This window comes from Cupriavidus sp. FW306-1B-F12B, assembly GCF_058781795.1.
This window is the reverse complement of the sequence record NZ_JBYSXC010000001.1, coordinates 15,063-29,573: the sequence shown is the minus strand read 5'-3', so window position 1 is coordinate 29,573 and position 14,511 is coordinate 15,063. Positions and strand designations below refer to the sequence as shown.

At 64.8% G+C, this 14,511-nt stretch carries 13 protein-coding genes and 1 pseudogene; 6 read left to right on the top strand and 8 right to left on the bottom strand.

Going from position 1 to position 14,511, the window contains the following annotated elements:
- Nucleotides 1–22: 22 nt before the first annotated feature.
- Nucleotides 23–1,087, bottom strand: a complete 1,065-nt coding sequence (locus AC3WLE_RS00140) for a VWA domain-containing protein (protein ID WP_492316843.1) — start codon at nt 1,085–1,087, stop codon at nt 23–25.
- A 74-nt stretch (nt 1,088–1,161) separates the two neighbouring features.
- Between AC3WLE_RS00140 and AC3WLE_RS00135 the strand changes: the two genes are divergently transcribed.
- The 4 genes from AC3WLE_RS00135 to AC3WLE_RS00120 are packed head-to-tail and all read left to right on the top strand — an operon-like array spanning nt 1,162 to nt 5,190.
- The gene (locus AC3WLE_RS00135; protein ID WP_492351021.1) at nt 1,162–2,109 is read left to right on the top strand and encodes a S1C family serine protease; all 948 of its coding nucleotides are present in this window, start codon (nt 1,162–1,164) and stop codon (nt 2,107–2,109) included.
- Nucleotides 2,110–2,121: 12 nt separating this feature from the next.
- Nucleotides 2,122–3,135: an AAA family ATPase gene (locus AC3WLE_RS00130; protein ID WP_439669149.1), complete on the top strand. Its 1,014-nt coding sequence runs from the start codon at nt 2,122–2,124 to the stop codon at nt 3,133–3,135.
- Nucleotides 3,113–4,135: a DUF58 domain-containing protein gene (locus AC3WLE_RS00125; RefSeq protein WP_492316841.1), complete on the top strand. Its 1,023-nt coding sequence runs from the start codon at nt 3,113–3,115 to the stop codon at nt 4,133–4,135. The genes AC3WLE_RS00130 and AC3WLE_RS00125 overlap by 23 nt, the downstream gene beginning before the upstream one ends.
- On the top strand, nt 4,132–5,190 hold the full coding sequence (locus tag AC3WLE_RS00120; protein WP_492357167.1) for a VWA domain-containing protein: 1,059 nt from the start codon (nt 4,132–4,134) through the stop codon (nt 5,188–5,190). The genes AC3WLE_RS00125 and AC3WLE_RS00120 overlap by 4 nt, the downstream gene beginning before the upstream one ends.
- Before the next feature lie 229 nt (nt 5,191–5,419).
- Here AC3WLE_RS00120 and AC3WLE_RS00115 read toward each other — a convergent pair whose 3' ends face one another.
- Nucleotides 5,420–5,665 carry a helix-turn-helix domain-containing protein gene (locus AC3WLE_RS00115; protein WP_492316839.1) on the bottom strand — a complete coding sequence of 82 codons (246 nt, stop codon included), beginning with the start codon at nt 5,663–5,665 and terminating at the stop codon, nt 5,420–5,422.
- 8 nt (nt 5,666–5,673) lie between these two features.
- On the opposite strand from AC3WLE_RS00115, the pseudogene AC3WLE_RS00110 reads away from it, so the two are divergent.
- Nucleotides 5,674–5,892: pseudogene (locus tag AC3WLE_RS00110) on the top strand (3-keto-5-aminohexanoate cleavage protein); the annotation flags it as partial.
- Nucleotides 5,893–6,011: 119 nt separating this feature from the next.
- Here the strand turns inward: AC3WLE_RS00110 and AC3WLE_RS00105 are convergent.
- The 4 genes from AC3WLE_RS00105 to AC3WLE_RS00090 all read right to left on the bottom strand — a co-directional run bounded on the left by AC3WLE_RS00105 (nt 6,012) and on the right by AC3WLE_RS00090 (nt 9,548).
- Nucleotides 6,012–7,409: an efflux transporter outer membrane subunit gene (locus tag AC3WLE_RS00105; RefSeq protein WP_492316838.1), complete on the bottom strand. Its 1,398-nt coding sequence runs from the start codon at nt 7,407–7,409 to the stop codon at nt 6,012–6,014.
- 10 nt (nt 7,410–7,419) lie between these two features.
- Complete coding sequence (locus AC3WLE_RS00100) at nt 7,420–8,598, bottom strand: HlyD family secretion protein (RefSeq protein ID WP_492351017.1); 1,179 nt, start codon at nt 8,596–8,598, stop codon at nt 7,420–7,422.
- Entirely contained in the window at nt 8,599–9,054 is a 456-nt protein-coding gene (locus AC3WLE_RS00095; protein ID WP_492316836.1) for a DUF3302 domain-containing protein, read from the bottom strand.
- 68 nt (nt 9,055–9,122) lie between these two features.
- Nucleotides 9,123–9,548 (bottom strand): hypothetical protein, encoded by a 426-nt coding sequence (locus AC3WLE_RS00090; protein ID WP_492316835.1) that lies wholly within the window; start codon nt 9,546–9,548, stop codon nt 9,123–9,125.
- Nucleotides 9,549–9,817: 269 nt separating this feature from the next.
- Here AC3WLE_RS00090 and AC3WLE_RS00085 point away from each other — a divergent pair, with 269 nt between their 5' ends.
- Nucleotides 9,818–10,294, top strand: coding sequence for a hypothetical protein (locus AC3WLE_RS00085; protein WP_492316834.1), 477 nt, complete (start codon nt 9,818–9,820; stop codon nt 10,292–10,294).
- A gap of 368 nt (nt 10,295–10,662) precedes the next feature.
- Here the strand turns inward: AC3WLE_RS00085 and AC3WLE_RS00080 are convergent, their stop codons facing one another.
- Nucleotides 10,663–13,656: an ATP-binding protein gene (locus AC3WLE_RS00080; RefSeq protein ID WP_492357166.1), complete on the bottom strand. Its 2,994-nt coding sequence runs from the start codon at nt 13,654–13,656 to the stop codon at nt 10,663–10,665.
- A complete protein-coding gene (locus tag AC3WLE_RS00075) occupies nt 13,656–14,306 on the bottom strand; it encodes a response regulator (RefSeq protein ID WP_492316832.1) in 651 nt (216 codons plus the stop codon). The genes AC3WLE_RS00080 and AC3WLE_RS00075 overlap by 1 nt, the downstream gene beginning before the upstream one ends.
- Between the last annotated feature and the right edge of the window lie 205 nt (nt 14,307–14,511).

Sequence of the window (14,511 nt, the reverse complement as noted above, 5' to 3'; positions counted from 1 at the left end):
GGGGGGACTACCGTGCTTCAGGTCACCGCCGGAACCACAGCATCGAGAGCCCGCATGCCACCCCCAGCAGCAGGACCGCTGCTGCCGAGAACAATGCACTGATCTCGGTTTCCTTGCGCTCGAGCGCGAAGCGGGCGCTGAGCTGGCGATACACCTGGCTCAGGTCCGCAGCCGAGCCTGCCTGGAAGTACTCGCCGTTCGTTATCGCCGCTACCGCCCGCAAGGCGGGTTCATCGAGCTGCATGTAGTAAGACAGGCCCGACTCTGCCGCGGCTCCGCCCTGCGGCGTACCGAAGCCCACCGTATAGACGCGCACGCCGCGCTGGGCGGCCATGCGCGCGGCGTCCAGCGGGTCCGGGCCGGTGGTGCGGCGGCCATCGCTGAGCAGGATCACCGCACCGTGCCGATACGAGCCGGGCTGCGCCGCCGGCCGTTCCTGTTCGCGCTTGCGGACGGCATCCGCCGCGGCGGCCTCTGTCAGCGATCTGCCGCCGGGCCCGGGTGCGAGCGACTCGCCGCTGAAAAGGATGGCTTCCAGGTCGATGCCATCGTCGGGGAACAACACTGCCAGCGCCTGGATCAGCCCGCTGCCGGTCGCCGTGCCGAGCTGGAGCTGGAAGCGATCGATTGCGTCGAGCATGTCCTGCCGGTTGTCGGTGGGGGGCAGCACCACGGTCGCGGTGGCGGCAAAAGAGACCATGCCCAGGCGCACGCTGGCCGGCAGCCCGACGATGAGATCCCGGGCAGCCTGCTTGGATGCGCCGATGCGGGTGGGTGCAACGTCGGTCGCCGCCATGCTGCGGGAGGTGTCCATGGCCAGCACCAGGGTGATGGTGTCGGACGGCAGCGTGATCGTCGCAGTAGGACGGGCGCAAGCCAGCAGGGCCGCGCCCAGCGCGAGCAGGAAGAGCAGCGGCGGAATGTGACGCCGCAGCCGTTGGCGAGGGCCCAGGGCGGCGCGCGGCAGCGCAAGGCTGGCGTATAACAGCGCGATTTTCTTGCGCCGCGCAATCAGGTACAGGTAAGCGGCTGCCAGCAGGGGCAGCGCGAGCAACAGCCAGAGCATTTGCGGCCAGAGAAACTGCATGCACCTGCTCCTTGGCGCGTGGGTAAGACGATGGTACTGTATTTTTCACGGCGGGACGGGACCTCGGGGGCGGAATGAGACGGGTAACGATCTACGGATGGGTCTCGGCAGCGGTGGCGCTGGTGCTCGCGGCAGTCGTGGGCTCTGCCTGGCTGTTGCAGCCGACGCCGCGCGTCCTCAAGCAAGCCGACATCGACTCCGCCGTGCTGCACACGCTGGAAACCAAGCGTCTGCCTTCGCGCACAGCCAGGGCGGCAGAGGCGGTTCGCGAGTCGGTGGTGGAAGTTCGCAGCTATGCGCCAGCCGAAAAGGCTGCGGACAAGCCGAAGAAAGCGGCATCCGCCCCCCACGCCAAGCGTGATTCCCCTGCCACACGCCGCAAAGCACCTCCCGAATCGCCCCCGCTATCCCCGCCGCCCTCGGGCGATGAACTCGCCAAAGGCGACCCACCTGGCGGCAAAGGCGAGTCCGGCGGCAAGCGCACAGCCCGCCACATCGGTTCGGGGGTGGTCGTGACCGAAAGCGGCATCATTCTCACCAGTTACCACGTCGTCGCCGACGCCCTGCGCCTGGAGGTCAGGTTCCACGACGGCCACACGGCCGAGGCCTCGGTGGTGCAGGCGTTCCCGGAGAAAGACCTAGCCGTGATCCGGCCCAGTTCCATCCCCGACGACCTGCCGCCGGCGACGCTCGGTTCCAGCCGGAACCTCGCGCCCGGCACTGAAGTCGTCGCGGTCGGCTTTCCGTTCGGCATCGGCCCGTCGGTGTCTGCCGGCGTGGTGTCGGGGCTCGACCGCAGGTTCGTCTTGCCGGACGGCAAGCGGGACCTGGACAAGCTCATCCAGTTCGACGCCGCCGCCAATCCGGGCAACTCCGGCGGACCGCTGGTGAATCTGGATGGCGAGGTGGTAGGGATCGTCACCGCCATCCTCAACCCCAACCAGAGCGGCACTTTCCTCGGCATCGGCTTTGCTGTCACCATCGAAAGCGCCGGCGCTTCCATCGGATCCTCTCCTTTCTAATCGCGGGGGCCTATGAACGACCAAACCAGGGGCGCAGTGGACAGCGCCGAGTTGATGGAACGCCTGCTGTATGAGGTGAAGCGCGTGGTGGTGGGGCAGGACCACTTCCTCGAACGGGTGCTGGTGGCGATCCTTGCGGGTGGCCACCTGCTGGTGGAAGGCGTGCCGGGCCTGGCCAAGACGCTGACCGTCAAGACGCTGGCCAGGACCATGAGCGGCTCCTTCAAGCGCATCCAGTTCACGCCTGACCTGCTGCCGGCCGACCTGATAGGCACGCGCATGTATAACCAGGGCACGGGCGAGTTCTCCACCGTGCGGGGTCCGGTCTTCGCCAACCTGCTGCTGGCCGACGAGATCAACCGCGCGCCGGCCAAGGTGCAGAGCGCCTTGCTGGAAGTGATGGAGGAGAAGCAGGTCACCATCGCCGGCGAGTCCCATCTGGTGCCCACGCCCTTCCTCGTCATGGCCACGCAGAACCCGATAGAAACGGAAGGCACCTACCCCTTGCCTGAGGCGCAGGTCGACCGTTTCCTGATGAAGGTCCTGGTGGGCTATCCCAGCGAGGAGGAGGAGGCCGTCATCGTCAACCGTGTCACCGGCCCCAGCATCAGCGTGAGCCCCATCGCGACGCCGGAGCGCCTGGCAAGCCTGCAGGACGAATGCGGCAGGATCTATGTGGATCCGAGCCTGCTCCAGTATGCAGTGCGCGTGGTGGCGGCCACCCGCAAGCCGGGAGGCTACGGGCTGGAGGACCTGGATCGATACATAGCGTTCGGTGCCAGCCCCCGCGCCACCATCGGCCTGATCGAAGGCGCGCGCGCCCTGGCGTTCCTGCGCCGCCGGCACTATGCGCTGCCCGAAGACGTGGTCGACCTCGTGCCGGATGTCTTGCGCCACCGCCTGGTGCTCTCGTACGAGGCCATGTCCGACGGCGTGACTGCCGACCAGCTCGTCACCCGCATCCTGCAGGCGCTGCCGGTCCCGGAGCGCCCATTGGAATCCCATGTTCGGGCGCCTGCGCAATAGGCGCCGGAGCGGCCCGGAAGCCGCACCCCGCAGCACACCCGCCGGCACGGCGCTGGCCAGCGTCGACCCAAGGCAGACCGAGGCCTTGCTGCGCCGCCTGGAATGGACCGTGGTGCGCCGCCTCGATGGCCTGCTGCAGGGCGACTACCGCACGCTGTTCCGCGGCTTTGGGCTGGATCTTGCCGACCTGCGCGAATACCGCCCCGGCGACGACGTGCGGCACATCGACTGGAACGTGACGGCGCGGCTGCAGACACCGCACGTGCGTGAGTACCAGGAAGACCGGGAGGTCTCCGTCTGGTTCCTGCTGGACCTGAGCGGATCGGTCGGTTTCGGCTCCGGCAGCGTGAGCAAGCGCGACCTGTTGAGCGACTTCACCACCGTCATGGCGCTGCTGCTGACGCGCTATGGCAACCGGGTCGGCGCCCTGCTCTACGGCGGGGCCACAGACGCGGGCGCGTCGGTGGTGCCGGCGCGCTCGGGGCGCCGGCACCTGCTGCACCTGCTCGACCGCATGCATGCCACACCGGCCGCGTCGCCGGGCGACACCCGCTTGCGCGACCTGCTGGAGCGCGCACGGGCGGTCGCGAAACATCGATCGGTGCTGTTCGTGGTCTCCGACTTCATCAGCGCCCCGGGCTGGCAGGCATCGCTCCAAATGCTGGCCCGGCGCCATGAGGTCGTCGCCGTGCGGCTGGTCGACCCGCTGGAGATGGCCTTGCCCGACCTGGGCCTGGTCGTGCTGCAGGATGCCGAAACCGCGGAGCAGATGTTCGTCGACACGCACGACCCGGCCTTCCGCAAACGCTTCGCCGCCGCCGCCCAGGCGCGCGAGGACGAGTTGCGCCTGGCCTTCACCAAGGCCGGCGTGGCGTGCCTGACGCTGTCGACCTACGCCCGCCTGGACCTGGCCCTGCTGCACTTCACCCGCCGGCGCCGCCATCGTCGAGGGGCCGCTGCGCCAGCAAAGCAGGAGAACGGGCCCAAGGAGGCAGCATGACCGATGCCATAAGCCGGCTACCCGTCTTCAGCTTCCTGTGGCCAGGCATGCTGTGGTTGCTCGCGCTCGTCCTCGTGCTGTCCGCTGGCTACCTATGGCTCGACAGGCGCCGGCGCCACGCCACGGTGCACTCTCCCACCCTGAAATCCGTCGGCGTTGCCATCAGGGGCGGCGCGACCTTGCGCCGCCACGTGCCGCCCATGCTGCTCCTGCTGGCCCTGGCCGCGCTGACCCTCGCCATCGCCCGACCCCAGGCAGTGATGCTGCTGCCCTCGCACATCGAGACCGTGGTCGTGGTCATCGATCTGTCCGGCAGCATGCGCGCGCAGGATATCCAGCCCAGCCGCATCCGCGCCGCCCAGCAAGCGGCCAAGGTTCTGCTCGACACACTGCCCGCGGGCGTCAGCGCAGGAGTAGTCGCAATGGCCGGCACCGCCGCCGTGGCACAGGCGCCCAGCCGCAGCAAGGATGCCGCGGCCACGGCGATCGACCGCCTCAAGCCGCAAGGCGGCACCGCGCTGGGCAATGGCCTGCTCATCGCGCTGACGACGCTGCTGCCGCAGACGGCTGGTGACGCCGAGCGCCTCATGAACGGCGACACCACGCCGCTGCAAAAGCCGGACGCATCCCGCAGCGGCGAAGCCGTGACGCCCGGCTCTTATCCCTCCGGGGCGATCGTCCTGTTTTCCGACGGTGAAAGCAACACCGGCCCGGCCGCGACGCAGGCGGCGCAGCTTGCCGCCGCGCACGGCGTGCGCGTTTATACCGTCGGGGTTGGCACGACCGACGGCGTGGTGCTCTCGGTCGATGGCTGGTCGGCGCGCGTCAGGCTGGATGAGAAGGTATTGAAGGAAGTCGCCAATGCAACAGGGGCAGAGTACTTCCCGCTTGAGAATGCCGCGCAACTGAAAAAGGTGTACCGGGCGCTCAATATGCGGCTGGCATTTGGCAAGCGCGAACAGGTGGAAATTACTGCGTTCTTCGCCGCGCTGGGGGCGTTGCTGGCCACGTGTGCGGGGCTGCTGTCGTTGTGGTGGTTCGGGCGCGTGATGTAGGCACGGTGGCTCTGGCGGAGGAAACCCGGGCGTCCCTTTGCCGCAGCTGTGCCCCACACTCGGAGCCACTCAGTCACCGCCCCCTGCCCACAACGAAGTCCCAATAGCTTTTTCGGAGATCGGATCCTCGCACCGAGGATCGGAATCCATGCGCGCATTGTAGCTGGCTCATCAGCGTTTCCGCGGCAGACTTCGTCGTTGCCCCCGATTTTGCGGTCTCCAACAACGGCTATTTGCCGCACCTTCCCCTGTCTGCTGGTTTAGTGTCGCGCCACCGCGTCGGCGTCATCCCGAACTGCGCAGTGAACCAACGGAAAAACGAGCCATAAGCGGAGTATCCGAGCGACTCGGCAATGCGTCCCAGCGAGAGGCTTCCGTTCTCCATGTAGTGGATGACGAGATCGCGCCTTACGCCATTGACCATGTCGGAGAAGACCTCTCCGGCGCTTTCGAGCTGGCGTTGCAGCGTGCGCACGTTTATTCCTGCATGCGCTCGAAACGCTGGACCGCATGGTGCGCAAGGGGGTCTACAAGGGCCCGCTGAACCTGACCTGCATCGGCATCGGTGGCGGCCACCATGGTCCGCATCCGTACAACCTGTTCGACTTCATCCAGCGTGCACCGGATGGCTGCACCGTTACCGCCGAGTCGTTGTTCAAGAACGTACTCCCGTGGAACACGATGGCGTTGGCGATGGGGATGCCGATGCTGCTCGAAGAAGTCGCGCGCTTTGACGCGCATTCTCAAAGCAAGAAGTGAATCTCTTCCATCCAGCACACCATGCCAGTCAGCTTCATGCTCTGACTGGCATTTTGACCCATTCAAGCGCTTTCCATGGTTTTCCTGCTCCAGTCACCCCCTAGCGCCAACAATAGCGCAATGCGCTGGTTGAGATGATCGCCCCTCAGGTGGATCAGATCCATCTCGGCAGCCAGCATTGCCTGCCGAGCCTTCAGGACGCCGCGCGGATCGGAAGCACCAATGCTAACGCGCGCCTCCTCGCGCTGTACCAATAGCTGGCTCTCGTTCACCCGATCCTGCATTTGCCTGGTGCGATCTGCAAGATTCGATTCGGCACGCAACCCCGCATCGACCTCGCCCAGTGCCTGCAGGGCACTGTTGCCATAGGCGATCATGGCGGCCTTCTGCTCGGCGCTGTAGTAGTCCGCCCTCGCCTTGAGCTCTCCTCCCGTGAACAGCGGCGCGAAGATCGCGCCATTCAGTCCCTTGATCGGAGTGCCGGACTGGTTGAGCAGCAGCACGTCGCTACGGATGCCGGTAATGGCCGCGCTGATTGAAATGCTTGGCAGCCGCGCTGCCTCGGCGGACTGCCTCAGGTCGAAGGCCGCGGCGACGCGGTGCGCCGCGGCAGTCAAGTCCGGGCGGCGATCAAGCAGGTCTGCAGGCAGGCCTGCCTGCGGGGCTATGGGCATGGCGGGCAACTCCAGCTTCGCCACACTATTCCCGACTTCCCCGGCAGGGTAGCGGCCCAGCAGCAGCTCCAGGGCTTGCGCGGCCTGGCTCCTGGCCAGTTCGGCCTTCCGCAGCGAATCCACCTGCGTGCGCAGCGCATTTTTCGCTTCCACCGGTTCAGTATCCGGTGCCGCCCCAATGGCAACCCGCCGCTCGCTGATCTGCACCAGTTGCTCCTGTACCGCCACGGCCTGTCGCTGCCGGTCCTCCAGCTTTGCTGACCGGATCAGCGTGAACCATGCTTTGGCAGTAGCGGCTGCGACGACGCGCTGCGCCCAGAGATATTCGTCCGCGGTAGCGGCATACTGGGATTTTGCGGCACGCGATTGTGCACGGATGCGGCCCCAGAGATCGATCTCCCAGCTCGCACCAATCGAGAGGAACTGGGTTTCCGAATGGCCAGCCCTGCCCTTCACGCCCGCGCTCGGTAACAGGCCGCTGCTTTGCATGGTAACGAGTGCCTGCGCCTGCTCGACGCGCACTGCTGCCAGCCTGAGATCGCCGTTGTGCGCAATCGCTTCCCGGGCCAGCCGCTGCAGCTCAGCATCGTCGAAGCTTGCAAGCCAGTCGTCCGCGGGCTCGCCTGCTGCGGCCTCGTTTGCCCAGGTGCGCTGCCATTCAAGCGCGGGGACCGCCTGGCCTCGAAGGCTGGCGCTATCCGGCGGCGCCTGCAGGGCGCAGCCAAAGAGCATGGCGAGCGGCAGCGCCAGCAGTACCGGAAGGGTCTTGTTGAGAGATGACGACACAGGCTTGCCTTTAATGGAGCTTGAATACCAGATAGTTCAGCTTGGAACTGACGCGCAGGAAGACCATCCGAACGATATGGAACATCTTCATGTGCGAGGTGTAGATGGCACCCGCGCCGACCGCCCCGACCGGAAGCATCTGGCCCTTCGATTCGTCGCGCAGGTCCAGCTTGACGGCGAACCGGTTCGGTACGGCTTCCGTGGCACCAGTGTTCGGAATCATTCCACCCTGCGCGAACTGGCCTTGTGATTGCGCCCAGACGATCGAATCCACCCTTGCCTTGATGATTTCACCCGGGTGCGTCGGCAGGTAGATCTCGGCGGCATCCCCCGTCTTGACGTTGTATAGCTCGTTCTGCTTGTAGAAGGCGACCACCTCCTGCTCGTCCTCAACGAAGCTGAATGCCGGCGAGAACGGAAACGGGACCAGCATCGTGCCCACGCGCACCTGCAGGTTCACGACCTTGCCGTCGGCGGGCGCCCGGTACTCGGTTTGGCCAAGTTCCCATCGGGCGTTCTCGAGCATGACTTCGGTTTCCGCGCGCTTGGCGCGCGCCGTGGCGATGGCGGCGAATTCCCCCTGGCTTTTGGCAGACAGCTTCTGCCTGGCCTCGTCCTCGACGGCTTGAGCGCTGACCAGTTCGCCTTCCAGTTCGTGCCGCCGCGCCAGGGCATCTTCCCGGTCAAACTTCGATCCGGCACCTGCCGCAAGCAGTGCCTCATGTTCCCTGAGCCGCTGTCGGGCGAGCGACAGCTTGGCTTGTACCGTGGCAACCTTGCCGGCCGCTCCGCGCACGGACTCGCTGAGTTGGCGAGCAACGGCCTGCGCTTCGGCAAGCGCGGCATCGTCCGCCATCAACCTGCCCTCAAGTTGCCTGACCGAGGCCTGATAGGGCGTCGGGTCGATGCGCAACAGGACATCGCCTTTCTTGTAGTGCCGGTTACCCTCGGCCGGAAGTTCGACAATGCGCCCCCTTGCCTGCGGCACCACCTGGAGCACCTTGCCGACCACCCTGACATCATGGGACGAAGGTGCCACCACGTTCAGCGTCAGGACCAGCAGCGTCAGGGCAACCACCGGAATCGTGACCACGATGACCATGGACGTCGTGTTCCATGGCAGCCATTTGAACTTGAAAAAGATCAGCCAGACGGCCAGCGCGTAGATAGCAAGCAGCAGCGCATCCATTCAGCTCTGCTCCCCTGCGCCGGACGTAGCGCCGCGTGCCGGCGCCCGCAGGGACGCGACGTTCCCGGGCCGGCCGATGGGGGCATGTGCCGCGCCTCGCGCCGCTTCGTCTTCCGGCAGTTTGTCGGTGCCATAGGCCGCCCGGTAGAACACCGGCTTGGTGTGTGCCCAGAGCCAGGCCATCGGCCACAGCAGTCCGCCGAAGAAGAGCGAAAGCAGGCATAGCGCATGGATGGCTTCCCTTTGCGGATGCTGTTTCCGGTGGGCGACCTTATCCGGCCAGATATGCAGCATCCAGAACAGGTAGATGGCTGCGAGCGGCACGAATATCATCACCACCCAGGAGATGGCATTGGCGGCGCTCTCGAGGGCCTTTCCGCTGAGGAAGGAGGCGAACGCTGGTTCATGCATTGCCAGCAGGCCAACGCCCGCCAGCAGATATTGACGCAGTTTCATCGGGGAAATAGAGAGATCGGGCACCAGGGCCCGGTGTTTGACTTGCCAGGTACTGGTTGGGTTGAGAACTACAGTGTGCTGGCCGGCGCAGTACCCGCTGATTCGCTGCGGCTGTTCCTGGCGGCGCTATCCGGCATGCGCCCCGCTTGCCGGCCGGATTGTGCATCCGCCGGGCAGTTCCGACACGGGCTGGCTGGAACCGGCCCGGTTGACCTTTCGCTGTTGCCGGCCGGCACATCGTCCGCGTACAGGAGGTTGTACTTGCTCTGGCCGGCATTGCTGGCGGCACGGCAGGCCGCGGATTGCAGGCCGGCGCCAGTACCGGAGCAGGCTTCCGGCCGCGCGGCGGTGTCTCGCTGCGCGTGAGCGGGCAGGTTCTGCGCGTACGATTGCGCGGCGCCGGCAATCAGCAGGGCCATGACAAGGTTGGGCACCCCACGACCGCGCGCGCTGGCGCCCGCTATCGAGACAGCCGAAAGGCAGTGCTTGATCATTCCTGTAGTTTCCTTCGAAGTGGATCAGATACCGTCGACGCAAACCGGCGCGGCCGGTCGCATCTCCGTGGATGTGCACACCTTATGCCGGTGGCGCGGGCGGGGCTATCAAAGAAATTAGAAAGTGAGGGTGCGTCGAATCGATGCGCGCCAAGGGCCGCCCGGCATTTCGAATTCCTTTGATGGCCACCATGGCGAGGCAGGCTTACTCTGTCCGCCGTCGTATGCCCTCCCAGGTGAAGATCAGGTTCACCTGAACTGACTATCCAATGAATGCTGTTTCCGCGATTTCCACATGTGTTATTGCCATTGCCACGGCAAGCGCCATCTCAGGATGCGCGATCCCTACCTCTGAGACCTGGCATCCGTTCCAGGAGCCCTGGCCGTGGACCAAGATCGTCACTGTCAACCAGACCGATCATGACGTGCTGGCACTACGCGCCGGCCCTTGCGAGACCGGACCCGCGTCGCGGCGCTCGCTGTCGGCACCCTCCTTCTGCTTCCTTGGCACCAAGCCGGAGGGGCCCATCGCGATAACCTGGAGCGATGCCATAGCCGGCACGGAATTCCATGCCGCATCCGAACAGGGCGAACTGCTTGCCTCGACGGCACCCCTGCCACGCCTTTGGCGGGAAACGCCTCATGCGGGCAACGCCATCGGCAACTTCCTCTGCGTGGTCCTACGCAATGATGCGCGGGTAGATGTTGCCGTTACCGCCAGCGCAGAAGCCTGCGCCGTTCTTTAGGACGCCTCTGGCATGTTGCTCGGCGCGGTAGACCGGCTGCCGCCAGCCCGGTCTACCTCCGCGGTGCCGCCGTGCACACGGCAAGAGCAAGACTTCTACGATTGCTCATGAACTCTCCTGAGGAGGTGCCAGGCCGGGGCATGGCGCCATCTTTCCCCGGTGGCGGGGATTCGCGCCTCGGTGCGGCGGCAATCAGCGCCAGCCAATGCGCCCGGCCGGGGCACAGAGAAAAATACCCCCCGTACAGGCGGGCGAACCAAGGGCCTCGCAAGGGGGCAGTACCCAAGACGAGTGCGTGGTGCCTTAAGCAGGCATCCAGCCTTCCCCTCAATGCTGACCGCGCCCAGGTGCATTCACAATCATAGAAGTCAGAAAGCCAGCGGACGGGAACCGCAGGCGACCCCGTTCTCACCACGCCCGCGCTCGCATACGCTCATCAGGCCTTGAACGATGAAGGCGGACTGCAGTTCGATCTCGTCGTCCCAGCGCTTGGCTTCAGCCACGTGGCCGTGCAGGTCAGCGCAGAGTTCGGACAGTCCTGAGCGCCCCACGACCCCGAGCGTCCCCGCGATACGATGCAGCAGCCGTTCCATGTGGCGGATGTCTCGCGCTGCCCGGACCGCCTCGAATTCGTTCAGGTCCACCATGGTCTGCGCCAGGAACGCTTCGGCGTATTCTCCGGCGACCGACGGCAGCTCAGGGAGATCGTCATCGGTTAGCAGCACTGGCGCCGCCCCACCATCCGTGTGTGGCGGGTCGGCCTTGGCGGCAACAGCATCGAGCACCGAAGCCAGCGTCGCCAGCGACACCGGTTTCGTGAGATAGCCGGTAAATCCGCTTGCCAGCCCCTCGGTAACGTCCTTCGGTCTCGCGCTTGCGCTTACGGCATAGACGGGTATCTCCGGCCTGCACCGCCTGATTTCACGAAGCAGGTCGAATCCATTCATTACGGGCATGTCCACATCCGTCAGCACTGCATGCACGCCCTGCTGCGACAACACTGCCAAGGCCTCGTTGCCGTTGCCTGCTTCGATAACGCTCGCACCTAACAGGTGAAGCTGGTCGTGCAGCAGTTTCCTGTTCAGCAGATTGTCTTCCGCGACCAACACGGAAAGGCCCGCGAACAGCGCTGCAGACTGATCGTGTATGGCAGCCACGACACGGTCTTCGTCGACATGCCTGGTCTCCGGAGCATTATTGAGGACCGCCTGTGCAGCGGCATGGATACCGGCCAGGCTGTAGGCAGACACCTCCCGGCTGCCATCCGGCCGTATGGTCGGGACGAGCGGGCCCAGTTGCTTGAGCCACACGATAGTGGCGGGGTTCCGCCACCACGCTATGACTTGGGCCGGATCCAAGGACTCGGTCACGAGCAGGCAGTCGAACCTGTCCCCGTCAATGGGCTCGTCGATGCTGGACCGAAAAAATGGCTGTGATGATCCCCAGTCGAAATGGTTCAGCATTCCTTCGAGGCACTCTGGCTCACGGGACAGGACCAGCGCGCGGCGCGGCGCCGGGCGCCATTGCGCCGGGGTCTGATGCCCGCCCGGCGGGCTGAGCGGCAGGCGAACCGTGACGCGCGTGCCAACGCCTAGTACGCTGTCCAGCGTGATACGTCCGTTCATCCGCTTCACCAGCCGCATGCAGATTGACAGTCCAAGCCCGGTCCCGCCGGCCTGCGCGAGACGATTGTTGCCGACCTGGGAGAATGGCTGGAACAGCCGTTCCTTGTACGCCTCCGGTATGCCAACGCCGGTATCGGTGATGACGATCTCAAGGTTTTCATCCACCCATTGCGCGCGCAGGACAATCTTCCCCGCCTCGGTGAATTTGAACGCGTTGCCAAGCAGGTTGTTGACGATCTGGGTCAGGCGCACCGGGTCAAGATTGAGCCGCGCCGGAATCTCCTTGCCATATACCGCGAAGAAGCTCAGCCCACGCCGCGCCGCAAGCGGAGCGTGCGAGATTGCAATGCGACCCAGGAGTTCCGTGACGACGACGGGCTCCTCCGCCAGACGCATCGCTCCCACGTCGAGCTTCGAAAAATCGAGCACGTCATTGACGATCTGCAGCAACCCTTCGGCCGACACCTGCATGGCGCTTACCCGCGCCCGCTGCTCCGGCTCCAGCCTACCGAGGGCCACGAGCTCCATGTTTCCCAGCAGCGAGGAAAGCGGCGTCCGTATCTCGTGGCTCATCGACGCAAAGAACGCCACCTTGGCCTTGGCCGCAGCCTCGCTGGCGAGCCTCGCTTCGTGCAACAGCTGCTGTGCGCGTGCCGCTTCGGCATAGGTGCCGGTCAGGAAGCGATAGTTCCAGTATCGATACATCGCGAACAGCAAGGCGAGAAGCGCGGCCGTAACCAGGCCGGTTACAAGCAGTTCCTGCCGCATTTCCCGGAACTGCTGCCCTAGCGGCAGTGCGAAGACCAGGTGGCCGAAATCCGCAATGAGCAGCGGGCGCCGCAGGGCCCATCCATAGTCCTGGACCCAGTGAAACAGCCCCTCCGGAAGTCCCTCCAGCCTGGCGTCCAGGCGCCGTGCGTTGGCCCGTGCACCTGAAGCAACCAGTGGCGTGCCCAGGCGATCGACGACAATTGGCTCCGGGATCGACAAGTTCGGCCAGGCTGGCCGAAGCAAGTCTTGCAGCGGGATCCGCGTCAACACGATGGCGTAAAGTGCGTCGCCTTTCGCGACCAGCGATGCGCCAACCATCTCCGGACTCCCTCCGGCCGCATTCGCCGGGATGCCCAGCCATATGACACGCTTCTCCCGCGCTGCCTGCAAGAGATCCAAGTCGCGGCTCGGGAACCGTTCAAGAATCATCGTGGTGATGCTTGACGACGACAGCGGCGGAAGGGCCGCAGCCACGCCGGATCCCGATGCGTCGGGCGCTTCATACCGATACGTCGCCCCGTTCGCAATCGAGATCATCTCGATCGAAGGCTTCTGGCTTGCGGCAGTCAGCGTCCGGACAGCCTGGTCGCAACTCTGCTCCAACACCGGATCGGGAGGCGCAGACGGAGACACCTGTGTGCATAGACTGCCGGCATGCCCGCGCTGCGCCACGGGGACTTTGCCATTGCTGCGCAACTCAAGGATCAGGTTCGTCGCCGTCAGGGTGCTGCGGCGTTCGAGCACCGCATCGACGACGCCTTGCTCATACAGGCGCGCGACCTGCTCCTGGGCGCGCAGGGATTCATTCAGGCGGGCAAGCATTGCTGCCGAAGCGATCGCGATGGCGACCAGCCCCAGCAGCAGGACCACCATCGAGAACACACGGCGCTCCCGCTGCAGATTCCGCTCAACCGAGTGGTCGGCGTGTAGTGGCGATTGCTGCGAGCGCTCGCGCTCTTCCTGCATCAGGTAAGACCGTTGTCGCGTGCGTACGTGACAAGGTCCGCATTAGTGGTGATATTCAGCTTGCGCATTGCCGAGCGCTTCTGCGTCGCAATGGTAGCGAGCGATCGATGGAGATATCCCGCGATTTCCGTGAGCGTGCTGCCAGTCGCGAACATCCGCACAACTTCGATCTCCCGCGGGGACAGCGGGCTTGCCGTGCCGTTGACCAACGCCCCCGCACTTGACATCCTGGCCGCTATGCCCGGCGACAGGCGCTGGCCAGTACCTGTTATTGCATCGACACAGATTTGCCTCAGGATGCCCGGCTCCTCGTTCTTACCGACGATGGCCGCAACGCCCATCTCCTTGATGCGCGTGAGCAGTCCGCCATTGGTCAACATCGTGAAAACCACGATCGGTGTATGTGGACGCGACTGCCTGAGCCGGTGGATCAGCCGAAGACCGTCATCATTGACCTGGGAGCGCTCCATCGTGAAATCGGTGACGATAAGGTCAGGTTGTTGCGTTTGTAGCGCCGCAAAGAGCTCTTTTCCTGACGAGCATATTGCGCAAATCCCGACATTCGGGATCTCGCTCAAGGTGGCCTTGACTGCAAGTTGAATTACCGGATGATCGTCTGCGATGACGACGGAGATGACAGGTGGCGGCATGCGCGTTAACTCAGACCGGCAGCACGCTTGTATGGATCGGGGCGACGTGCCCAACCGGCGGAACTGGCTGCATAGAGCACCGGATTCTACCAAGGGGTACTCACCTTCATTTGACAAAACGGGACATATATTTGGCTGATCGTCCCACGCGGAGTAATCGTACTGCGTCCCAGTCAAAGCTCTTCCAGGCGCGATTCCTGTCTAA

Coding starts and splice junctions, on each gene's coding strand:
- AC3WLE_RS00140 (WP_492316843.1), bottom strand. CDS start 1,087: ATGCAGTTTCTCTGGCCGCAAATGCTCTGGCTGTTGCTCGCGCTGCCC.
- AC3WLE_RS00135 (WP_492351021.1), top strand. CDS start 1,162: ATGAGACGGGTAACGATCTACGGATGGGTCTCGGCAGCGGTGGCGCTG.
- AC3WLE_RS00130 (WP_439669149.1), top strand. CDS start 2,122: ATGAACGACCAAACCAGGGGCGCAGTGGACAGCGCCGAGTTGATGGAA.
- AC3WLE_RS00125 (WP_492316841.1), top strand. CDS start 3,113: ATGTTCGGGCGCCTGCGCAATAGGCGCCGGAGCGGCCCGGAAGCCGCA.
- AC3WLE_RS00120 (WP_492357167.1), top strand. CDS start 4,132: ATGACCGATGCCATAAGCCGGCTACCCGTCTTCAGCTTCCTGTGGCCA.
- AC3WLE_RS00100 (WP_492351017.1), bottom strand. CDS start 8,598: ATGGATGCGCTGCTGCTTGCTATCTACGCGCTGGCCGTCTGGCTGATC.
- AC3WLE_RS00095 (WP_492316836.1), bottom strand. CDS start 9,054: ATGAAACTGCGTCAATATCTGCTGGCGGGCGTTGGCCTGCTGGCAATG.
- AC3WLE_RS00090 (WP_492316835.1), bottom strand. CDS start 9,548: ATGATCAAGCACTGCCTTTCGGCTGTCTCGATAGCGGGCGCCAGCGCG.
- AC3WLE_RS00085 (WP_492316834.1), top strand. CDS start 9,818: ATGAATGCTGTTTCCGCGATTTCCACATGTGTTATTGCCATTGCCACG.
- AC3WLE_RS00080 (WP_492357166.1), bottom strand. CDS start 13,656: ATGCAGGAAGAGCGCGAGCGCTCGCAGCAATCGCCACTACACGCCGAC.
- AC3WLE_RS00075 (WP_492316832.1), bottom strand. CDS start 14,306: ATGCCGCCACCTGTCATCTCCGTCGTCATCGCAGACGATCATCCGGTA.